Raw genomic sequence first — 22,034 nt, 5'->3', positions numbered from 1 at the left:
CCGGCTGCAATGTTTCCTTCGGCTGAGACTTCAGTCAGAGTGGCAAAATCAAGGGTGTTCTCTTTATCCGGGTGCTGCCACTCTATGGCTCCGGCTATCTTTCCGCCTGCCTGGGCTCCGGCAAATCCTTCCGCTTTAATGCCGACCTGGCCTGTTGCGCTGGTGTTGACTTTGACCTTTGGGGTAAACATAGCGCCGACAGCCGCTCCGTTGGCGCCGGTGTCGTTTTTATTACTGATTTGCGCTGAGCCCTGAGCCATTAAACCCGCAAAGCAGCTAAGGGTAATTTGTCCTTTACAGCGAAAGCGGCCAAATGAATGGACGGCGTCTTTTTTGTTGGCGTCTTTGTAGTTGAGGGATACAGGAAAGCCGTTTTCATACGGAATAAACACTTGCGCAGTGACGGAGGCTTCAGCAAGAGATATTGCCGCATCGGCGGCGATGCCGATATTGATTTTGCCCTGTTTAACTTCACTCAGTTTCAGGTTGCTTTCCACGCTGGCCTGCGCGCCCCAGCGGAGCAGTTGTGCTTCAGCGCTGATGTTAACAACGGTTTCTCCGTCCTCATTGAGTACGTGGTTGGTGGACTTCCACTCCTGCCATTTGTCGCCGTCAAGTTTCCATTCTGCAAGCTTTGCTTTAAGCGTAGGATCTTTAAACTCGCTCCGGATATCTTTTGCAATATCTTTGGCAATGGCTTTGGCAAACTCCGTACTTTTCCCTGTTTTCAGGGCCTCCATAGCATGAGTTCTGCTTTTGGTTTTTCGCCAGTACTTTTTGTTTTTTTCCTGCTCGTAAAAATGGAAGCGGATATAAATATACTTATTGCGCTTAACGGAAAAGACTTCAACCACATGCTGCCTGGCTTTTTTTGTTGCCAGTGTTTTGCTTTTGGTATTGAAGTTATCCAGTTTCACACTCAGTTTATTAGGGAATTCTGGCTGTCTGGAAGGCGTTTGCAGCGCAGTCCAGTACTCGATTTGGCTGTTAATGTCAGACAGAACTTTGGCTCTTAACTGGTTGGTCGAGATCTCGCTGGTAAACCAGCCATCTTCTACGTCTTCAACAAAGCGTTTACGCTGATCCAGCTCTTTCAGTTTCGACGACACCATGTTCTGATTGGGATCGGTTTTTGGCCCCATAGCCTGAGCTGTGGCGATTTTTGCTGTCAGGTGTTGAGGGCGGGAGTCTTCTTGGGCAATAAGACCGGCGTAGGTGGCTTCATCAAACCAGGCCTGCCGTTTTTTGGCATGTTGTTCAAGTTGCTGTTGTGTCGCGTCTTTGCTGCCGGGGGCTTCCTCCAGAAGTTTTTTATAACCATCCAGAAGTTGCTCTGTATAGCCGATTTCTTCTTCAAGCAGAGCAGCAGACTCTTCATCGATACAAAAGTAATCGGTGGGGCTGTCACCCGTGACAAAAAGAATGTCGTGAACTTCCATGGGTTTACAGTCAGGGTCACCCTCAAGGCATCCCTCTTCTTTGGGCGGGCGGACTTCCCCAACTGGTTCGACAGGGTAGGTGGGCTCGATCTGTTCTGGCTCTTGCTCATCCGGGAGCGTAATTTGCTCACCAATCTGAATGTAGTCAGGGTTTGGCTGAAATCTGGGGTTCAGTTCCAGCAGGGTGTTGAAATCCACGTTATGGTCGATGGCGATCTGCAATAGCGTATCGCCTTTGGTTACGGTATAGGTTTTACTCATGATGCGTATTGCTCTGCGATAGACTGCATCGCTTCCAAATGATGCGGGGTCAGATGTAAAGGATGATTTTGAAGTTGAGAATGCGCGGCCACAGCGCCAATGTCTGCGCACAGCCACTGTTTGTGATGCCAGACAATCTGCCTGATACCAGAAAACAGCTCTGCCCGTTCGGGGTCTGATATCGCACCGAGCAGTGGTAACAACATTCTGGGTTCGTAGTACCTGAGAAGGACTTCTGCTTCTCCTTTACTGGCTATGAGACTTTTGCGAAGAGTCTTAAGCAGCGTTCTGTCCCGTGTTTCCGGGAATGAGTAAAACAGGCATCCACAGGGTTTCGCCTGCATTTGTGTGGAGCAGGCTTTTAACAGGCTTTCAGAATCAGCGATACGAACAAGTACCGGCCCATTGTGAGCAGTCCGGAACCGGGTTGCCTGAAACAGTTGGTGAAAGGACAGCTCCGGGTCCAGGGCCAGAAGCTCATCCTGCCACTCTGGCCAAAGAGCTGGCTCTATGAGTGCGAAAATCTTTGATTCTGGCTCAGGGGAAGGAGCGCCAGCGCTGTTAACGCGCCACTCTGTATTTATTTGTGCAGCTGACATGTTCCATCCTCCCCACATTGACATATTTCCTGCATCAAAGCGCCGACTTCGACCAGTCCGGCGTATGCTTCCGGAGACAGCCCCTTAGGTGCACTAACAATAGGGCGTGTGTTTACTACCTTGTTCAGACCCGGGTTGATATCCACGACTCCTCCCTGGACCGATATTTCACTTTGACCGTCTATTGAGATACTTGAGCCGTACAGAGATATGTTTCCACTGTTGCTCATCACCAGTCCGGAGAAGCCGACCTGGACTTTGATTTCATCCGCGCTGACTATGGCGTGTTTCCCGTCAGACTGAATCGTGATGTTTCCGCCTGCCTGAACATCCAGGTGGTTTCCAACGGTAAGTGAATCACCGGTGCCGATCTCACAGGTGTTTGAAGAAAGCATGACAACAGACTGCTCTCCTTCTACAGAGAGTTCCTCGCTTTGGCTGATCCTGGTGGTGCGGTTCTCAAGGATAGTGGTATCCGTGTCTTTCGCTGTCTCATTACTTTGGTTAGCGTTGTGGCGAACAGTGACATCCCTGAGGACTTTTTCCTCAAAGGTTTGCTCCGTAACGGAAGACTTATTCCCACTAATGCTTTCCTTGCGGTCAGCCATGATCTCATTGGTTTGGTGCTGATGAACTTTCAGCTCTTCATCCTGCCCAATCTCCCGGTAGCGGTTGCGGAGCACTTTGGTTTTCATATCGCGCTGGGCGCGGAGGTGGATCTCTTCCTGGTTGGCTTCATCTTCAAAAAACAGCTCGTTATGCCCTTCGGCCTTGTGGCTCTGGGTGCGGAGTACTGTGCGGGTTTTGTTTTCCGGCAGGGGGTAGGGAGGCTGATGAAGGCCGTTGTAGACTGCGCCGGTGATCATTGGCTGATCCGGATCGCCTTCCAAAAAGTTGACCACGACTTCATGGCCGATTCTCGGCAGGCAGACCGCCCCCCAGTTTGGTGCCGCCATGGCCTGGCTGACCCGTAACCAACAGCTGGCGTGTTCGTTGTTTTTGCCATAGCGGTCCCAGTGGAACTGAACTTTGATTCGCCCCATTTCGTCGGTGTAAATCTCTTCGCCTTCCGGGCCCACAACGACAGCGGTTTGAGGGCCATCAATGACAGGAGCAGGCAGGGCCTCAACTTTAATCTCCGTTTCCCGTGGGACAGAAACAAACTGGTTGTAATAGCTGGCAGGTTCTTCGCCGGATTCCTCCTCGTGTACCTGAGGGTTCTGACCATAGTGAGTGACGGACAGCATGGTGTACTGCTGGTTGAGGGAGGTGCGGGGATGCTCGCCGATATAAAACGAAAAGCCGGGGAGCAGACGCATTATATTGCCCGATGCACAAACCTGATGGCTGTTTACGACATGACAGGCTACCTGCTGCCTGGCTTTCAGGTCGCCTTCACCCGGGTTGGTGTAACGTCCCGGATAGTCGAAAGTAGCCAGATCGCTGTTGGTTGCAGTGTAGTTGACAGCATGTTGGGGAATATTTGGGTGATGGTAATTGTAGTCAGTGTGGCTGACCTGGCCCGTTCTTACCCTGTGTATCTGCTCCAGTTCAGTAATGTGCTCTTTGTCAGCCATGCCTCCGCCATCGGCATGGAAGACCAGAGGTCCCATGTAAGAGGCGTTTGCCGGGGTGCTGCTTAGCTTCGGTATAGCATCATTGTTGTCTGTGATGACAAGGGTATGTCCCGTAACAGAATGCTCGAAGTAGTACCACATACCATGTTCTGCCAGCAGGCGCTGGATGAAGTGGTAATCCGACTCACGGTATTGCAGAAGGTACTCTTTTGCAGGGTGACTGGCTGACAGCTCAAGACGATAGTCTGTGACATACGCTTCGTCCAGAACTGTACTGATGATGTCAGGAATGCTCTGCTTTTGAAAAATCCGGCAATCTTGCCTCTGGGTTAAAAACCACAGCTGAGGAACCAGTACGATCTGATAGCGGCTAAACCGGCGGCCCTGACCCAGGTAGCGCAGTTGATTTATGACGCCATGAAATATGCGGGCGGCTCCAACTCCCTGACCGTGCAGCGTCAGGATCCCCGGCTTCCTGCTAAGATCGCTGAATTCCAGGTCCGGATTTTCTGAGATCACGGAGAGTGAGATCTCAAAAGGCCTGGAGATAGTTTCACTTGCCTGAAAGCTTTCAACTTTGAATGCCTCTGTTGTGCCCGGAACAACAAATAGGAATTCTGTGGCATTAACCATAGTGTGGTCCTGTCAGAATATTCAAAACAACGTAAATTGATGATAATCCCCTATCATATCAATCGGTTGTGCTGGTGGCATTGTGTGAAAAGCACTGGCTTAAGTGACGGAATGCTGGTGGAAAGATGCAAATTGACGGGGAGGACTGGAGGCAGGCAAGAGAAACAGGACGGTTGTTCCAGTTGTTTTTACGGTTAGCGGAGAAATTAATTATAGGAAAGTGTGATCTGGATCGTGATGTAAGTGGCTTCTCGGGCAGAGTGTCTGAAGAACAGGTGAGAAAAAGCCGGCTCTGTTGGCCGGCCAGTCGTCAGGATACAGTTCCCTGCTGTCAGTGCAGTGACCCTTCCGCTTCCAGGTGAAAGGAAGGCAGGCGCCATTTAAAGCGTACCGCTGCGATACGCAGTGTGTAGCCTGTTACCAGGGTTGCTACCGTTGCAGCCACATCATTGATGCCAAAGTGCAGCAGCGCCAGGTAAAGCACACCGGCTACCAGAGAAACCGAGGCATACAGCTCTTCGTGCAGAACCAGCGGAGTCTGACGGCAGATAAGGTCGCGCAGCAGGCCGCCGAACACGCCGGTCACGATCGCAGAGACCACACAGATCACCGGGTGCAGGCCCATCGACATACCTACTTTGGTACCGATGATGCTGAACACGATAAGACCCAGCGCATCCAGGTGGATAAACAGGCCACGGTATTTAATCACCCATTTGGCGATACCGGTCGTCAGTACGCCGGCCAGACAGGTGATGATCAGGTATTGCGGGCTCTTAACCCAGGTCAGCGGATAGTGACCCAAAAGAATGTCGCGAACCGTACCCCCACCGATGGCCGTAGCACTGGCGACAAACATAACCCCAAACCAGTCCATTTTCTTACGTCCGGCGCTTAGTGCGCCGGTCATGGCTTCAGCCGTGATGCCGATGACATATAGTACGCTTAACAACATTATTTAAACCCAACCAGAAGTCGAAAGCCGCATTCTAAGGGGGATAGAGTAATAAATCGAGTTGAATATTAATTAGAAAATCTAATGGTTAAAATCGCAAACGATAACGCTTTACAAATTATGCCAGCCAAGCACAATAGACAGCCCGTGTTTATTAGCCTGAGAGAGTCATGGAGCACAACTACCAGGACCTGATCCGCCTCTTTGATGCCACCTTTTTTGAGCCGTTTAACACCCGGCTGGAGCCAGGTGGGGATGAGCCCATTTATCTTCCGGCAGGAGAGGAGTGTGATTATCACCGAATCATCTTTGCCCGCGGATTTTACGCCTCAGCGCTGCACGAAATTGCTCACTGGTGTGTGGCCGGGCCTGAGCGCCGGTTACTGGAGGATTTTGGGTACTGGTATCAGCCGGATGGCCGCAGTGAAGCGGTGCAGGCGGAGTTTGAGAAAGTGGAAACCCGCCCGCAGGCGTATGAGTGGATTCTGGCGGTCAGCGCAGGCTTTCCATTTAACGTCAGTTGTGACAACCTTAACGGCGACTTTGAACCTGACAGAATCGCGTTTATGACCAAAGTTCACGCTGAGGTGATGACTATCCTTGAGCAGGGGCTGCCGCCAAGAGTGAAGATGCTCTCACAGGCGCTGCGCGACTTTTATCAGCAGGCCCCGTTAACGGTGGCCGATTTTACAGTGAAATAGAGAGAAACCATGATTATTGAGTTTGAAGAAAAGCTGCTGGATTTGATCGACGAGCGTATTGAAAGCGCGTCTGAAGATGAGCTGTTTGCTGGTGGTTACCTGCGTGGTCATATCTCTCTGTCCGCCGCCGCGTGCGAAGAAGAGGGCGTCACAGACCTGGAGCAGTTTAAAGCCCGCATCGAACAGAGCCTGGAATCAGCCCGTTCAGAACTCTCCCCGGCAGACCGGATTATTGTTTCTGACCTTTGGCAGTTGTTGTTGTCACAGGCTTAAAAAAACGCCCGGTTGGGCGTTTTTTTTTACAGGTGCTGGGTATAAGGTCCTGGGGGAGTTTGCGATAAGTTTAGTGAGAAACGAAGCTAAAGTGTTGACGGTAAGCCGTTAGTCAGAAATCCTGCTTACCTAGAACCTAGAACCTAGAACCTAGAACCTAGAACCTAGAACCTAGAACCTAGAACCTAGAACCTAGAACCTAGAACCGAGAACCGGCTTCCTCCCCCCTCTCGTTTCTATAACTCTAGCCTTCTGTAACCGCTTTCCCTTTCCTCAACTTCCTCACCCACATCTTCGCCGGATGGATTGTCTCAAGCACATCAACCGGCAGCGGTAGTGGCTGGCTACAGATCAGTGATGCCAGGGTTTCTGCCATCAGCGGTGCTGAGCTCAGGCCGCGGGAGCCAAGGCCCAGCATGCAGTAGAGGTTGGGTGCCAGTGGTGCTGGTTTGGCGCTGGTCTCGTCTTTGAATACCAGGTCCTGGTACTGCTCAACTAACTGTTCGAACTGGGCCACGTTGCCGACAAACGGGGTGTGGTCACGGGTGACGCAGCGGATCCCCTGGCGGGACTGGTTATCGCTGGTATCAATCTCATCCACCCAGCTCTGATCCGGCACGCAGCGTTTCAGTTTCTCACTGTTATCCTGCTGTGCTGCAGGGTCAAACTCAGTGTCGATATGAGTGCGGTCGTAACTGGCGCCGATGCAGTGCTGCTGGTTGTTGGGGTTTACCGGAGTCATATAGCCGTCGTAGCAGAGCACATTGTTAATTTTGCTCAGTGCTTCCGTAGTCGGGATATGGCTGACCTGGCCTTTCACCGCTGCCAGAGGCAGGGTTTGGGTTGGCTCCAGCTGGTTAAACTTGTGGCCGTTGGCTACCACTACGACCGTGTGGTTAAACACTTTGTCACCACTGGTCAGCTGCCACTGTTCGCCATTGTGGCTCAGTGCATCGATGCGGGTTTCGTAATGTGCGCTGAGTTTGTCCTGTTGTTCCAGGGAATCAAGCAGACCCTGAGTTAACTGCTGAGGGCACAGCCAGCCGCCAAGCGGGTAGTGGACAGACGGCATACCGGCGTTCTGGCCGATACTCTGATTAGTCTGCTCTTCATCCAGCCAGTGCACCAGCTGAGGGTCAAAGCCGCCATCGGCCATTTTTCTCAGTTTGGTGTGGGAAGCTTCATCCCAGGCAAGCTGGGTGACGCCGCACCAGCTGTGGTCGAACTGAATGCCGTTTTCCGTTGCCTGATCAGCAAACTGACGGGCAAACAGGAATGCAGGTGCAAACAGACGGGAAACGCCCTCGTGATTGCCGTTCAGCAGCGGATAAACCGCGCCCTGTCGGTTACCCGATGCGCCCTGAGCCGCCTGGTTGTCTTCACAGTAAAGAGTGACGTTTACGCCGCGTCGTGCCAGCGTAGTTGCCAGCGTCGCGCTGGCGATACCGCCACCGATGATCGCGACATCCTGCGGCTGCTCTGCGGACTGGGTGAAATACCATGGCTTGATATTTGTGTGAGGCTGTTTTTCTGCAATATGGCCGACGATCATATCCCGTTTGGTACCAAAGCCTTTGGTTTTCTTCATTTCAAAACCGGCTTCAATCAGGCCGCGGCGGACAAATCCGGCCGCGGTAAAGGTGGCACAGGTACAGTCCTGACGTGCCAGTTTCGCCATGCCGTTGAACAGATCCTGATTCCACATCTCCGGGTTTTTGCTTGGGGCAAAGCCGTCCAGGAACCAGGCGTCAACGATACCTTCGGCAGGCGTCGGGACTTTTGGCATGCAGTCTTTGATATCGCCAAACCAGAGGTCCAGCGTGACTGCGCCGTCAGCCAGCACGATACGGTGACATTCCGGTACGGCAACCGGGTAGTAGCGGCGCAGCTGCTCTGCATATTCGGCCAGTTCCGGCCATGCCTGGTGCGCTTTTTCCAGGTCTTGTTGAGTGACCGGGAACTTCTCAAAGCTGATAAAGTGCAGCTCTTTCAGTGCTGCGTTTGGGTTATCGCGGCGAAATGCGTCGAACCACTGCCAAAGTGCGAGAAAGTTAAGCCCGGTACCAAAGCCGGTCTCACCGACCACAAAGCGCTGTCGCTCAAAGTTTTCCCAGCGTTCAGGCAGGTGGTTTTTCTCCAGAAACACGTACCGGGTTTCGGCCAGGCCATCCACATTGGAGAAGTAAACATCGTCAAACTGGTCGGATACCGGGGTACCGGCGTCGTTCCATTCCAGTACGGCATTCTTAATTGTGGTCATAGTTGCTTTGATCTTTGGGGTGATTCGCTTAAAGTTAGCCGCGATTGTACGGATTTCCGGGAAAGCTGACCACTTCTGGTTATCATCCTGGTTATTATTCTACGGATTTTTGAATTATAGGAATGTCACATGAAACGTGTCGTAATCACCGGTATGGGCATTGTTTCCAGTATCGGTAACAACGTCGAAGAAGTTCTAGCATCACTTAAAGCAGGTAAATCAGGCATCAACGCGTCTGAGCAGTTCAAAGAAAAAGGTCTGCGTTCACAGGTTTGGGGTGATCTGAAAATCAACCCGGCAGAGCACATTGACCGCAAAAAGATGCGCTTTATGGGTGATGCGGCAGCCTATGCTTACCTGTCAATGGAGCAGGCGATTGCTGATGCAGGCCTGTCTGAAGACCAGGTTTCTAATGACCGTACTGGTATCGTTGCCGGTTCGGGTGGCGCTTCCTCTCTTAATCAGGCTGTGGCAGTTGACACCCTGCGTGAGAAAGGCGTGAAGCGTATTGGTCCATACATGGTTCCACGTACCATGTCTTCTACAGTTTCTGCGTGTCTGGCGACTCCGTTTAAGATCCGCGGCGTAAACTACTCAATGAGTTCTGCGTGTGCGACTTCTGCACACTGTATCGGCCACGCGATGGAGCTAATCCAACTGGGCAAACAGGACATCGTATTTGCAGGCGGCGGTGAAGAGCTGGACTGGACTCTGACCATGATGTTCGACGCAATGGGCGCACTGTCTACCAAGTACAACGAGACGCCTGATCAGGCATCACGTACTTATGATGCGGACCGTGACGGTTTCGTAATCTCTGGCGGCGGCGGCATGATGGTTATCGAAGAGCTGGAGCACGCTCTGGCACGTGGCGCGAAGATCTACGGTGAGATCGTAGGTTACGGCGCAACTTCTGACGGCTACGACATGGTAGCACCATCAGGTGAAGGCGCGGTTCGTTGTATGAAGATGGCGATGGAAAGCGTAGACGGCGTTGATTACATCAACACTCACGGTACTTCAACTCCGGTTGGCGACGTGAAAGAGCTGGGCGCTATCCAGGAAGTATTCGGCGGCAACAGCCCTGCGATCTCTGCAACCAAGGCGATGACCGGTCACGCACTGGGCGCAGCAGGCGTACACGAAGCAATTTACTCAACCCTGATGCTGGACAACAACTTCGTTGCACCAAGCATTAACATTGAAAACCTGGACGAAGCAGCACAAGGCCTGGATATCGTATCTGAGCTGCGTGAGCAGGAGCTGACAACAGTAATGTCAAACAGCTTCGGCTTCGGTGGCACCAACGCCACTCTGGTTATCAAGAAGTACCAGGGTTAATCCTGCTTTCCAGAGCTGATCAGGCCGGCGTTGACGTTATGGCCTGATCGAACAGACGCAGGCAGTTCCCCAAGGAGAGCGGGGTTCAGTCCTTTTGTTCTGGAGCTTACCGGCCTCATCTGAGGCCGGTTTTTTATTTCCAATTTCCATCGGTTAAGGCACAATCATGGCCTCTTCCAACAATGAATTCCTCTTTCCCATGAAAATTCTGATCGATGAGAACATGCCTTATGCCCGCGAGTTGTTCAGTCAGCTCGGTGAGGTGATCGCCAAACCCGGCCGCACGCTTTGCGCTGACGACCTTGTGGGTATCGATGCCCTGATGATCCGCTCGGTGACTAAGGTCAGCCAGGCGCTGCTGGAAAAAGCAGATAAGCTGAAGTTTGTAGGCACCGCGACCGCCGGAATGGACCACGTGGACCAGCCACTGCTGGCTGAGCGCGGTATCGCATTTACCAATGCCCCGGGCTGCAACAAGGTCGGTGTGGCCGAGTATGTGATAAGTGTGCTGATGGTACTGGCTCAGCAGCAGGGCTTTACCATCTTCGATAAAACCGTGGGCATCGTTGGTGCGGGGCAGGTTGGTACCTACCTGGCGAAATGTCTTGAGGGGCTGGGCATTAAGGTTCTGCTGAATGATCCGCCGAAACAGGCTGAGGGTGATACGCGCAGCTTTACTGAGCTCGATACCCTGCTTGAAGAGGCAGATGTTATCACTCTGCATACCCCAATCACCCGTGATGGCGACTATCCTACCCACCACCTGATGGACAGTGACCGGCTGAACAAGCTGCGTGGTGACCAGATCCTGATTAATGCCGCCCGCGGCCCGGTGGTGGACAACCAGGCACTGAAAGCACGCCTTGAGCGGGCAGATGGTTTTACCGCAGCGCTGGACGTATTTGAGTTTGAGCCTCAGGTAGATATGAACCTGTTGCCTCATCTGGCTTTTGCCACGCCGCATGTAGCGGGGTATGGCCTTGAAGGAAAAGCACGCGGGACCACCATGGTGTTCAACTCACTGTGTGAGTTTATGGAGCTGGAAAACCGGGCTCGGGCAGCTGAGCTGTTACCGGTTGCGCCTGTTCCGAAAGTCATGCTGGATCGTGAATGGGATCACACAACACTGCACAATCTGACTCAGTTGATCTATGATGTGCGCCAGGACGATGCCCTGTTCCGGCGTGAAATTGCCAAACCCGGTGCATTTGATCAGATGCGTAAGCAATACTGGGACAGAAGAGAATACAGTGCCATTACGCTGGTGGGCGATGCCCTGTGCAAGCTTGAACCACTGGCGAAATTAGGTTTCAAAATTGAGGTAAAAGATGAGCCAAAAATTTAACGTTGCAATCTTTGGTGCGACCGGTGCGGTCGGCGAAACCATGCTGGAAGTACTGCAGGAACGTCAGTTTCCGGTCGATGAGCTGTACCTGCTGGCCAGTGAGCGCAGCGAAGGTAAAACTTACCGTTTTAACGGTAAAACCATCAAAGTGCAGAACGTAGAGAACTTTGACTGGTCTCAGGCTCATATTGCGCTGTTCTCCGCTGGTGGTGAGCTGTCTGAGAAGTGGGCACCAATCGCGGCAGACGAAGGCGTGGTAGTGATCGATAACACCTCTCAGTTCCGTTACGAGTACGACGTTCCGCTGGTTGTGCCGGAAGTGAACCCGGAAGCCATTGCTGAGTTCCGTAACCGCAACATCATCGCGAACCCGAACTGTTCTACCATTCAGATGCTGGTCGCGCTGAAACCAATCCATGACGCAGTGGGTATCGAGCGTATTAACGTATCGACCTACCAGTCAGTATCCGGTGCGGGTAAATCAGGTATCGATGAGCTGGCAGGCCAGACTGCGCAACTGCTGAACGGTCGTCCGGCAGAAACGAAAGCCTTCAGCCAGCAGATCGCGTTTAACTGTATCCCGCAGATCGACAAGTTCATGGAAAATGGCTACACCAAAGAAGAGATGAAAATGGTGTGGGAAACCCAGAAGATTTTCAACGATCCATCCATCATGGTGAACCCGACTGCGGTTCGTGTGCCGGTATTCTACGGCCATGCAGAAGCTATCCACCTGGAAACCCGCGCACCGATCGATGCGGAAGAAGTGGTTCAGATGCTTGATCAAACTGACGGTATTGAAGTGTTCCACGGTGAAGATTTCCCGACTCAGGTACGTGACGCAGGCGGTAAAGACCATGTCATGGTTGGCCGTATCCGTAACGACATCAGCCACCACAGTGGCGTGAACCTGTGGGTTGTGGCGGATAACGTACGCAAAGGCGCGGCAACCAACGCAGTCCAGATTGCAGAAGTGCTTATCCGCGATTACTTCTGAGTCAGAATTTAGTGATGTTTTTATAAAGGGCTCCTTCGCGGAGCCCTTTATTTTTGGGGCAACTCATCGGATTTCGCTGTCTTTTTCTCCATATCCCGGAATTTTTTTGTTCCGGTCACACATTTTTTGCCTGCCAGCCTACAGTTTTGCCGTGAATATCCGATATATTAAGGAGATCACAGTATTATTCATATAATAGAAAGCAGGTAACGCAGAGCCTTTTATGCACCAATTTTTCAAGCGTCTGTTAACGCCCTTGCTTCTGGTGGCCGCCAGCCAGATTTCCACAGCAGAAGCGGAAGCCATCAGAATCGTCGGTTCAGACGGGGAAGTCATCACTTCTCCGCAATTCTCTGAGCAGTTCAATCAGGCCCTGGAAGCTGATGAGCCCTCCCTGTTTTATGGCCCAACCGGTCGTGAGGAAACCCTGTGGGCGATTGCCACCACATTGCGTCCGGCTAACAACCTGACCGTGCAGCAGACCCTGCTGGCGATCTACCGTCTTAACCCTCAGGCGTTTGAAAATCAAAACATCCATCTGCTGATCCCTGGCAGTACCCTGCGTATCCCGTCACTCGAACAGGTTCAGGCTGAAAACACCAATGCCGCTGTTCGCCTGATGAATGCACACAACGCCCGCAAAAAGCAGGACAAAGGGACGGAAAAACCGGTACGCATTGCGGTTAAACCGGTCGCCAAACCGCAGTCACAAACTAAGCCTGTTCCGGCCGCAGAGACCAGCCAAAAACAAGAAGTGGTCAAACCGCTGGTACAGATTAAGCCGCAAACAGAGCCAAAACAGGTCAGCGATCTTAAAGAGCAGCTCGAAATGTCGGAAACTGAGCTGTCCACACTGGAAGAGAAAAATCATCAGCTGCGTCTGATGCTGTCTAAAGTACAAAACGAAGTTGAGACGCTGAAAACAGAACTCAGCGACGATGACCGTATCCGCTCAGAAGTCGAGAAACTGCTGGCAGCAGAGCGCATGCGTGAAATTGAAGCGGCACAAAACGCCCCGACTCTGATGGAAAAAATCATCGCCAATCCTCTGCTGCTGGGCGGCGTTGCGCTGATCCCGGGTCTGCTGCTTGGTCTGCTGGTGGTGATGCTGCTTAACCGTAAGAAACAAACCGCGGAGCCAGAGCAGCAGGCAACGCCTGAAATCACGCCTCCGCCGGTTATTCCGCCGCAGGACGAAGATATTGATGAGATCAACCTTGAAGATGATCTCATCGGCGAGTTGCCGGAAGAAGAGCTGGGTCTTGGCGACGAGCTGTTCTCTGATGATATGGGGCTGGATGATGACGAGCCTCAGCAGGAAGACAACCAGGAAGACATTTTCGGTAACCTGGATGAGGGCGAGCTCGACTTCAACCTGGACGATGAAGACGGCGAAGACCCATTTGCCGGTATCGGTGACGACGGGGAACTGGAAGCCGAAATTGCTGATCTTGAAGAAAGCAGCAATGGCATCAGCGTTGATGCGGATGAGAAGGCTCTGGGGCTGGATGAAATGTCTGCTGCGCTTGATTCGGTTGAGCCGGAAATCGATGACGCAGGCATTGGCAACGAGTTCGACCTTTCTCAGGAAGAGAGCCTGTCCAACGATGATATTGATGCGTTGCTGGAAGCGGATGGCCCGACTGAAGAGCTGGAGGCCGAATCCCTTGACCAGTCTATGCTTGATGACCTGTTTGCCGGTATCGACACCACAGAAACGGAAGACGACCTGGATTTTGGCACCCTGCTTGCGGATGGCGAAGCGCTGCCTGAGTCCGTTGAGGATGACAGCACTGAGCTGCTCGATGAACTGCTTGAAGAGTCGGGTGAACCTGCTCCGGATGCAGACAGCACTGATCTGTTGGATGAAGTGATTGAAAGCGGAGGCGATACCCTCAGCGACACTGACCTCCTTGATGAGCTTCTTGAAGAGCACTCAAGCCTTAAACAGGAAGATGAAGAGCTGGACTTTAACCTGGATGATGGTCTGGAAGCTGAGCTGCCTGAAATCCCGGCTCAGGATGGGAACGCTGAAGAAGAAGTCAAAGCCAGCATCGACCCTGACAGCACTGATCTGCTCGACAGCCTGATTGAAGAGAATGAGCATGCACCGGAGTTTGAACTTGATGAAGCCAGCACCGAGCTGCTTGATGATGTACTGGGTGACGGTGCCTCTGAGCATCAGGACTTTAAGCTGGATGAGGACAGCGTTGATCTGCTCGATGAAGTGCTGGCAGAGGACAGTAAAACCTCAGTTGAGCCGGACAGCACCGACCTGCTCGATACCCTGCTTGATGAGCATCAGGCCGCACCGGAGACTTCAGAGGAAGCACCTCAGGCAGAAGAGGCGTTTGATTTCGATGAGTTGATCGATATTGAGCCGGAAGAAGCTCTGGCAGAGCCTGAGGAAGAAACCCTGACTCCGGCAACTGAAGACGAGGTGCTGCCTGAAGCTGCTGATGCAGTGTTCGATGAAGTGCTGCAGGCTGAGCTTGCTGCCGGTGAAGCTGTACCGGAAGTCTCTGCCGATGAAGAGTCAGAGCCTTTGTCAGAAATAGCTGTGGAGGACTTGGAGCCGGAAACAGTTGCTGAACCAGAATTAATAACAGAACCAGATGCAGACGCTGAAGTGCCAGTGGTGGATGTAGCTGAAGAACCGTCTGAACCTGCGCCAGCAGTGGAGCCGGAACTGGCTGTGGAAGAACCACAGGAAGAGATTCTGTCGCCTGAAGAAGAACTGGCATCGCAGGCAGAAGCCATGCCTGAAATGGCAATGCCGGAGCAGGAAGCGGAAACAGCGGCGCAGGTGGAGGAAGAGTTTGAAGCCGCACCGGTGACCGATCCAACTACCGCTTTCTCTCTTCGCGGTCATGAAGATGAGCCGCTGGATATTCTGATGGGGGAAACTCCGGCCGATCTGGACGATGAAGAAGCCCTGATTGAAGACTGGCAGGCAGAAGCCCTGGCCGGTGACGAGCCTGAAGATGAGTCTGAACTGCAAATCCCTGGCACAGAAGGTCTGGATGAAGCCCTGGCAGAAGTTGACGCTGCTCAGGAAATGCCACAAGCTGCAGAGCCAGCAGAGCCAGCAGAGCCAGCAGAGCCAGCAGAGCCAGCAGAGCCAGCAGAGCCAGCAGAGCCAGCAGAGCCAGCAGAGCCAGCAGAGCCAGCAGAGCCAGCAGAGCCAGCAGAGCCGGCGCTGCCTGCTAATGAATTTGGTATTCCTCAGGACGAAGACTGGGAGTTCGACGACGTTGACCTTTCCGGCCTGGACGATGACCAGCCAGAAACCCCTGTCATTGAGGAAGCAGAACCTGAGCTGCCAGAAGTGCAGGCTGAGCCTGTAGCTGCACCAGAATCTGAAGCTCCTGTCGTTGAAGAACCAGAGTTCGAACTGCCGGAACACGGCGAGTTCAGTGAAGAGGACCCTCTTGCTGCACTTGATGCAGACTTAGCTGCGTCTCCAGAGGTGGAAGCACCTGTTGCTGAAGAGCCGGTAGTATCACCTGAAGCGGAAGCGCCAGCTGCAGAAGAACCAGAGTTTGAACTTCCTGAACCGGACGAAGCCGACCCTGGCGAGTTCAGCGAAGAAGACCCACTTGCGGCACTGGATGCAGACTTTGCTGCTTCTCAAGAGGCGGAAGCGCCTGTAGCAGAAGGACCAGAGTTCGAACTGCCGCAACTGGACGAAGCCGATCCTGGTGAGTTCAGCGAAGAAGACCCACTTGCGGCACTGGATGCAGACTTAGCGGCTGCTCCAGAGGCAGAAGTGCCTGTTGCAGAAGAACCAGAGTTTGAACTTCCGGAACTGGACGAAGCCGATCTTGGTGAGTTCAGCGAAGAAGATGCACTGGCGGCATTTGACGAAGAGCCAGTGGCTGCTCCAGAGACAGAAGCGCCTGTAGCAGAAGAACCAGAGTTTGAACTTCCGGAACTGGACGAAGCCGATCTTGGTGAGTTCAGCGAAGAAGATGCACTGGCGGCATTTGACGAAGAGCCAGTGGCTGCTCCAGAGACAGAAGCGCCTGTAGCAGAAGAACCAGAGTTTGAACTTCCTGAACTGGATGAAGCCGACCTTGGCGAGTTCAGCGAAGAAGATGCACTGGCGGCATTTGATGAAGAGTCAGTGGCTGCTTCAGAGGCAGAAGAGCCTGTAGCAGAAGAACCAGAGTTTGAACTTCCGGAACTGGATGAAGCCGACCTTGGCGAGTTCAGCGAAGAAGACGCACTGGCGGCATTTGACGAAGAGCCAGTGGCTGCTCCAGAGACAGAAGCGCCTGTAGCAGAAGAACCAGAGTTTGAACTTCCTGAACTGGATGAAGCCGACCTTGGCGAGTTCAGTGAAGAAGACGCACTGGCGGCATTTGACGAAGAGCCAGTGGCTGCTCCAGAGACAGAAGCGCCTGTAGCAGAAGAACCAGAGTTCGAACTTCCTGAGCTGGATGAAGCCGACCTTGGCGAGTTCAGCGAAGAAGACGCCCTGGCGGCGTTTGATGAAGAGCCAGTGGCTGCTCCAGAGGCAGAATCGCCTGTAGCAGAAGAACCAGAGTTTGAACTTCCGGAACTGGATGAAGCTGACTTTGGCGAGTTCAGCGAAGAAGGTGCTCTGGCTGCATTCGATGAAACGCCGGTGGCAGCACCTGAAGTGGAAGTTCAGCCAGAGGCAGCGGAACCTGAGCCTGCAGCAGAGGCTGAGTTGCCGACCTCCCCAGAGATGGCAACGCAGGAAGCCAATGACTCTGTCGCCCGCCTGCTTGATGACAGCGCAGAGGTTGCACCTGGATTCCAGCAACCACTGGATCAGGACACTATCGACAGCGCAGGCATGGACTTTGAAGCCATGCTGGATATGGGCGGTGAAGACTGGAATGGCTTCAGTCTGACTCCTGAGCAGCAGGCATCGATTTCAGAAGAAGTGCCTGAAGATGAGCAGGAAGTCTGGCACGGTGCTTCTCAGCTGGAAGAGCCGGAAGCGGCGGAAGAGGACTGGTCTCATCAGCCGGAGCTTGGTGAAGAAGGTCAGCAGGGCTTTATGAGCGTGGATGAGCTGATGGCCCAGGTAGAGCGTGAAGAGGCGGTGGTTGAGAAGCCGGATCTGGATGCTCAGGACCTGGACCTTCAGGTAGGCCTGGAAGAGTTCCCGGATGTGATTGGTGACGTTGAACCATTTGATGTGGACGAAAACAGCGAAGCTGCCGGTAAACTGGATCTGGCTAAGATCTACGTTGAAATGAACGATCCTGACGGCGCAATCAAACTGCTTGAAGAGGCTATCGTCTACGGGGATGACTCAGTCCGGCGTGAAGCCAAAGCGCTGATTGATAAGCTTAACGGGCACTGACAGCAACAATGATGAATGAAGAGGCGGGGTAGTAATACACCGCCTCTTTTTATTTAATCCACACTACATTCTCTCGTTACAACGCTCTGCGTTGTAATGCATACCGTGCTGACCGGTGACTCAGATATGCTGCAACCCCCGTAAGTATTTCCACGGTGACCGCTGGAATAAAACTGAAGAGCTTTTCGGTGAAAAATACGTGCCCAAACCTTAATCCAGATTAAGTTCCATAAATCTGCAAAGGAGTAAGATGGCGCGCAATTCTGACCACCCGGCAGTGGCAGATCCCAAAAAGAACATTCAGAGGTATCGTTTTGAGCTTGTTGTTTACACAAACCCGCATTGGCAGCATGGAGCTGAAAAACCGTTTTGTGCGCGCCGCGACATGGGAAAACATGGCGACCGAAGATGGCCACATGACAGATAAGCTGTACGCCATCTATGAAGAGCTGGCCAAAGGTGAAGTCGGCCTTATCGTGACCGGTTATGCCAATATTGTCGAAGAAGAGAAGCCCAATGCAGGGATGATGGGCATGTACAACGACTCTTTCATCGCCGAATATCAGAAGCTGACGGACCTGGTGCACCAGCACGGCTCGAAAATCGCCATGCAGCTGGCTTACGGTGGTACTAAAACGACTTATAACGTGGGTGAGCGTGTGATTTTCGCCCCCAGTGATGTGTGTGAGCGCGGTACCCAAACCCAGGGTAAAGCGATGACCAAAGACGAGATTGATTACATCGTCCAGGCTTTTGCCAAAGCAGGTCTGCGCGCCAGGCAATCTGGTTTTGACGCTATCGAGATCCATGCGGCTCACACTTACCTGATTAATCAGTTCCTGAGTCCGTACTATAACCAGCGCGAAGACGAGTACGGCGGCAGCCTGGAAAACCGTATGCGCTTCCTGATGGAAATCTACGCTGAAACCCGCAAACTGGTTGGCGATGATTTCCCGATCATCGTCAAACTAACGGCCACGGAGTTCTTCGAAGGCGGCCAGAGCTATGAAGATACCCGCGTGATCTGTAAAACGCTGGAAGCCGCAGGCGCAGATGCCATCGTTATGTCGGGCAACATTCATGGTAAAGCTGATACCATGGTAGGTGAGTCTTATGATGGCTATACCCTGCGTGAAGAGGGCTACTTTCACGAGTACGGCGATGCGATCAGTAAAGAGATTGATATTCCGGTCATCACCGTAGGCGGCCTGACGGACATCGCAGCCATCGAAGATCTTGCCAATACCACAAACATTCAGTGTTTTGCCCTGTCCAGACCATTGCTGTCAGAGCCAATGCTGGTGAAGCGTTGGAAGGAGGGCGACAGAGCCCCTGCAGAGTGCGAGCGCTGCTCCAAGTGCCGTACCAAACGCGGTAACTTCTGCGTGGTAAACAAGGACCGTAAAGTCGCGCTGGCAGCGATGTAGGGCCTGATACTGCGTGAGGCGGGACACAGATGTTCCGCCTCTTTTTTTAATGTTGACCATTTTGAATGGTTAAATCATAGCAACCTGGATAACCAGCATTAACGCGCCAAAACCCAGCACGAATACGACCATTGGCCAGACAAATTTCAGCCATTTGTTATAGGACATTCCGAGCATTTGTAAGGTCGCCAATACAAGCCCTGTTGGAGTTAAGTACAGCATAGCGTACTGCCCCCAGTTATACGCGGAAACCACAATTTCTCTTGGAATACCCACTGTATCTGCCAAAGGTGCCATAATCGGCATAGACAGTACGGCAAGGCCTGATGAAGACGGAACGATAAATCCAAGCAGAGCGAATACCATCATTTGGGCAACAATAAATACGCCGCCTTCCATACCAGATACAAAGTCAGATGCAGCGAAAAGAATTGTATCGGAGATCATGCCCTGCTCCAGAACAAGGTTGACCCCCCGGGCCAGTCCGATGATCAGGGATACACCAACCAGTTCAGATGCCCCTTTGGTAAATGATTCAACAAGTGTTTTCTCTGAAAGGCCGGATATCAGCATGATAACGATGGTAATGGCCAGAAAAGATGCCGCCATGGTAGGAAACCACCACCCGCCAACAGATACGCCCCAAATCATTAATGGGAACGCCAGTGTAAAGAGGGTCAGAATGAGCTTACGGCGTGTTGTGAACGGAAGTTCATGATTGATGTCTACGTCACTCATATAGCGGGCTTCAAACTCTTCACGATCGTCATAGGTATAAGAAAACTCGGGGTTTGCTTTGACCTTTTTGCAGTACCAGTACATGTACGCACTCAACACTGCAAAGCCGACGATCAGGCCGAATACCCGGAACTCAATTCCTTCCGTAAAAGGTATGCCAGCAGCATTCGAAGCGATCACTACAGAAAATGGGTTAATTGTTGAAAACGTGGTTCCCATAGAGCCAGCCATGAAAATTGCGCCTACACATACAATCGAGTCATAACCCAGTGAGAGAAAAATAGGAACCAAAATGGGGTAAAACGCTACAGCTTCTTCTTCCAGGCCACAGGTTGTTCCGCCAAGTGCCATCACCAGACACACTGAGAAAACCAGACTGAATTCACGGCCTTTACTTTTCTTTGAGAGCGCAATCAGCCCGGAGTTAAATGCACCAGTTGCATTTACAACACCTATCATGCCGCCGAGGACCAGAATAAATACGATGACATCGGCTCCTTCTATCGTACCTTCAACCATACTCTTGGTAACATCGCCAATGCCTTTATGAACGGGAGTAACACGCTCATAAGTGCCCGGAACAGCGATAGGTTTTCGAATGATTCCGCCGGTAAACTGATCAATCTTTATGTTTACCCCAAGCTTGTCCAGTTCGTCCTGAGTCGCCGGCAGGCTGGTCACACCTCCGGATGGGGTCGCTACAGACAACATTCCGGATTCTGTGCTGTAGGTTAGCTTGGAATAAGCCCCGGCAGGGATCATCCATGTGCAGGCTACAGCCAGTAAAGTGATGATAAACAGAATCGTAAAAGCGCTGGGAAAAGTTTTAAATCTCAGGCGCGGGAGTGCTGCACTTGTCATAAGTATTTCTCCGTCTCACTACCCAGGACCAGTGGTACCTGGATTATATTGTATTAAAACGTCGATAAGTTATATGCATCATGTTTGTTTGGTAAGCGGTAATAACATAGTTATACGCACCTTACAGGTATAATTGTATTTATAGGATGCTGGCCGGATTGTGTTTTAAATCTGGTTGTTTCTCTTTCTCTGGATGTTTATTCGTTTTTCCTGATTCAGAAACCGTGGTTGGTTCTTTTTTGGTTGCGCGATTAATGATTGAAAATAATAGTTGAGTCGATGTCGGTTTGTTTGTGACTAATATACTCCCGTTGTTGGTTATTTATTTGAGAGTGTTCACATAATGCGTTTAAATCTTCTTGGTTGATAGTTTTGTCTTTTTATCTTCTTGTAAATTAAGTTTATTTTTCTTTCCTTGGTAAGGATGAATATTTATCTGGTGTTACTGGATATAACGGAGTGGAACTATTTTAACTGCTTGTTATGGTGTTTGGATTATAAATCGTGGTGCTGCTCACAATCTTGCAATTGTATTTGGGTGTAAGATGCTGGCTTGTGTCAATAAATGAACTTTAAAGCAAGTTGCTTACAGGGTCATGGTGTGGTGCGCGATGGTCGGAGGCAGAACAGAAATATCGGGGGAACAGACGGTCTGTCGTCAGATGCATGAAAACAAGACACTATCGCGTTTTTGTGTGTTCTGCCACGGATAAGCCAATCCGGGGACGCTATAGTAATATAATGTTAACACTAATGTTGTATATTTATGTCTAGGCACGCACAGAATGAAGCTATTATAAGGACGATCCGGAATAAGATTCTGAATGAAGAAGTATCATCTCAGGTTCAGCTGGTTTCTGTGCTGGAAAAAGAAGGTTTTGGGAAAATTCACCAGTCTATGGTGTCCCGTATTCTTGCTAAATTAGGGGCTGTTCGGGTACAGGATGAAAACAGGACGTCGCACTATCAAATCCCCCACGAACTGGAAATGCCGGTTGTTAAAACCAGCATAGATGAAATGATTAATGACATAGATTTTAATCACTTCTTCATTATTATAAAAACAACCCCCTCAGCAGCTGAACTGGTGGGCCGTCTGATTGATTCATTACGTTGTCAGCTGGGCATTATGGGGACGGTTTCCGGTGATGATACGATTTTTGTCACCCCGGCAGATGGAACGGACATAAAAGCACTTGCCGGACAACTGACCCGGTTTTTCGGCTTCAGTAAACAGGAGTAAGGTTCTGTATCGTCACTGTATTGAATTATACGAAGTATAATTT

At 51.7% G+C, this 22,034-nt stretch carries 14 protein-coding genes; 8 read left to right on the top strand and 6 right to left on the bottom strand.

Translation table 11 applies throughout. From position 1 onward, the window contains the following. From ACVB80_RS06060 to ACVB80_RS06045, 4 genes are all read right to left on the bottom strand, one after another. Positions 1-1,700 (bottom strand): LysM peptidoglycan-binding domain-containing protein (locus ACVB80_RS06060; RefSeq protein ID WP_481080366.1); only part of this gene is annotated, 1,700 nt, incomplete at its 3' end. Then, positions 1,697-2,299: a DUF4123 domain-containing protein gene (locus ACVB80_RS06055; protein ID WP_481080365.1), complete on the bottom strand. Its 603-nt coding sequence runs from the start codon at positions 2,297-2,299 to the stop codon at positions 1,697-1,699. The genes ACVB80_RS06060 and ACVB80_RS06055, both read right to left, overlap by 4 nt. Beyond that, positions 2,281-4,509 carry a type VI secretion system Vgr family protein gene (locus ACVB80_RS06050; RefSeq protein ID WP_481080364.1) on the bottom strand — a complete coding sequence of 743 codons (2,229 nt, stop codon included), beginning with the start codon at positions 4,507-4,509 and terminating at the stop codon, positions 2,281-2,283. Before ACVB80_RS06050 ends, ACVB80_RS06055 begins: the two co-directional genes overlap by 19 nt. A 331-nt stretch (positions 4,510-4,840) precedes the next feature. Continuing rightward, positions 4,841-5,464: a trimeric intracellular cation channel family protein gene (locus tag ACVB80_RS06045; RefSeq protein ID WP_481080363.1), complete on the bottom strand. Its 624-nt coding sequence runs from the start codon at positions 5,462-5,464 to the stop codon at positions 4,841-4,843. Positions 5,465-5,634: 170 nt separating this feature from the next. On the opposite strand from ACVB80_RS06045, the gene ACVB80_RS06040 reads away from it, so the two are divergent. Continuing rightward, on the top strand, positions 5,635-6,165 hold the full coding sequence (locus ACVB80_RS06040; protein ID WP_481080362.1) for an elongation factor P hydroxylase: 531 nt from the start codon (positions 5,635-5,637) through the stop codon (positions 6,163-6,165). A gap of 9 nt (positions 6,166-6,174) precedes the next feature. Next, on the top strand, positions 6,175-6,438 hold the full coding sequence (locus ACVB80_RS06035) for a YfcL family protein (protein WP_481080361.1): 264 nt from the start codon (positions 6,175-6,177) through the stop codon (positions 6,436-6,438). Between the two features lie 244 nt (positions 6,439-6,682). On the opposite strand, the gene mnmC is transcribed toward ACVB80_RS06035, so the two are convergent. Beyond that, complete coding sequence (gene mnmC / locus ACVB80_RS06030) at positions 6,683-8,698, bottom strand: bifunctional tRNA (5-methylaminomethyl-2-thiouridine)(34)-methyltransferase MnmC2/FAD-dependent 5-carboxymethylaminomethyl-2-thiouridine(34) oxidoreductase MnmC1 (RefSeq protein ID WP_481080360.1); 2,016 nt, start codon at positions 8,696-8,698, stop codon at positions 6,683-6,685. A gap of 129 nt (positions 8,699-8,827) precedes the next feature. On the opposite strand from mnmC, the gene fabB reads away from it, so the two are divergent. From fabB to ACVB80_RS06005, 5 genes are all read left to right on the top strand, one after another. After that, the gene (gene fabB, locus ACVB80_RS06025) at positions 8,828-10,039 is read left to right on the top strand and encodes a beta-ketoacyl-ACP synthase I (protein ID WP_481080359.1); all 1,212 of its coding nucleotides are present in this window, start codon (positions 8,828-8,830) and stop codon (positions 10,037-10,039) included. Between the two features lie 199 nt (positions 10,040-10,238). Further along, the gene (locus ACVB80_RS06020; RefSeq protein ID WP_481080358.1) at positions 10,239-11,384 is read left to right on the top strand and encodes a 4-phosphoerythronate dehydrogenase; all 1,146 of its coding nucleotides are present in this window, start codon (positions 10,239-10,241) and stop codon (positions 11,382-11,384) included. Beyond that, the gene (locus tag ACVB80_RS06015; protein WP_481080357.1) at positions 11,368-12,381 is read left to right on the top strand and encodes an aspartate-semialdehyde dehydrogenase; all 1,014 of its coding nucleotides are present in this window, start codon (positions 11,368-11,370) and stop codon (positions 12,379-12,381) included. The genes ACVB80_RS06020 and ACVB80_RS06015 overlap by 17 nt, the downstream gene beginning before the upstream one ends. Before the next feature lie 223 nt (positions 12,382-12,604). Beyond that, a complete protein-coding gene (locus tag ACVB80_RS06010; protein ID WP_481080356.1) occupies positions 12,605-17,722 on the top strand; it encodes a FimV/HubP family polar landmark protein in 5,118 nt (1,705 codons plus the stop codon). Positions 17,723-18,036: 314 nt separating this feature from the next. Beyond that, entirely contained in the window at positions 18,037-19,149 is a 1,113-nt protein-coding gene (locus ACVB80_RS06005) for an NADH:flavin oxidoreductase (RefSeq protein ID WP_481080355.1), read from the top strand. 69 nt (positions 19,150-19,218) lie between these two features. On the opposite strand, the gene ACVB80_RS06000 is transcribed toward ACVB80_RS06005, so the two are convergent. Beyond that, entirely contained in the window at positions 19,219-20,748 is a 1,530-nt protein-coding gene (locus tag ACVB80_RS06000; RefSeq protein WP_481080354.1) for a YfcC family protein, read from the bottom strand. Between the two features lie 766 nt (positions 20,749-21,514). Between ACVB80_RS06000 and ACVB80_RS05995 the strand changes: the two genes are divergently transcribed. Then, on the top strand, positions 21,515-21,991 hold the full coding sequence (locus tag ACVB80_RS05995; protein ID WP_481080353.1) for an arginine repressor: 477 nt from the start codon (positions 21,515-21,517) through the stop codon (positions 21,989-21,991). The last annotated feature ends 43 nt before the right edge of the window (positions 21,992-22,034 follow it).

The sequence above is a fragment of the Vibrio sp. 9-16B-A1 genome (assembly GCF_056726165.1).
The sequence above is the reverse complement of the archived record's forward strand: the minus strand, read 5'-3'. Positions and strand labels throughout refer to the sequence as shown.

Excerpts from the sequence above, each read along its gene's own strand:
- ACVB80_RS06000 (WP_481080354.1), bottom strand. The coding sequence starts at position 20,748 with ATGACAAGTGCAGCACTCCCGCGCCTGAGATTTAAAACTTTTCCCAGC.
- ACVB80_RS06020 (WP_481080358.1), top strand. The coding sequence starts at position 10,239 with ATGAAAATTCTGATCGATGAGAACATGCCTTATGCCCGCGAGTTGTTC.
- ACVB80_RS06050 (WP_481080364.1), bottom strand. The coding sequence starts at position 4,509 with ATGGTTAATGCCACAGAATTCCTATTTGTTGTTCCGGGCACAACAGAG.
- ACVB80_RS05995 (WP_481080353.1), top strand. The coding sequence starts at position 21,515 with ATGTCTAGGCACGCACAGAATGAAGCTATTATAAGGACGATCCGGAAT.
- fabB (WP_481080359.1), top strand. The coding sequence starts at position 8,828 with ATGAAACGTGTCGTAATCACCGGTATGGGCATTGTTTCCAGTATCGGT.
- ACVB80_RS06040 (WP_481080362.1), top strand. The coding sequence starts at position 5,635 with ATGGAGCACAACTACCAGGACCTGATCCGCCTCTTTGATGCCACCTTT.
- ACVB80_RS06035 (WP_481080361.1), top strand. The coding sequence starts at position 6,175 with ATGATTATTGAGTTTGAAGAAAAGCTGCTGGATTTGATCGACGAGCGT.
- ACVB80_RS06055 (WP_481080365.1), bottom strand. The coding sequence starts at position 2,299 with ATGTCAGCTGCACAAATAAATACAGAGTGGCGCGTTAACAGCGCTGGC.
- ACVB80_RS06045 (WP_481080363.1), bottom strand. The coding sequence starts at position 5,464 with ATGTTGTTAAGCGTACTATATGTCATCGGCATCACGGCTGAAGCCATG.
- ACVB80_RS06015 (WP_481080357.1), top strand. The coding sequence starts at position 11,368 with ATGAGCCAAAAATTTAACGTTGCAATCTTTGGTGCGACCGGTGCGGTC.
- ACVB80_RS06010 (WP_481080356.1), top strand. The coding sequence starts at position 12,605 with ATGCACCAATTTTTCAAGCGTCTGTTAACGCCCTTGCTTCTGGTGGCC.
- mnmC (WP_481080360.1), bottom strand. The coding sequence starts at position 8,698 with ATGACCACAATTAAGAATGCCGTACTGGAATGGAACGACGCCGGTACC.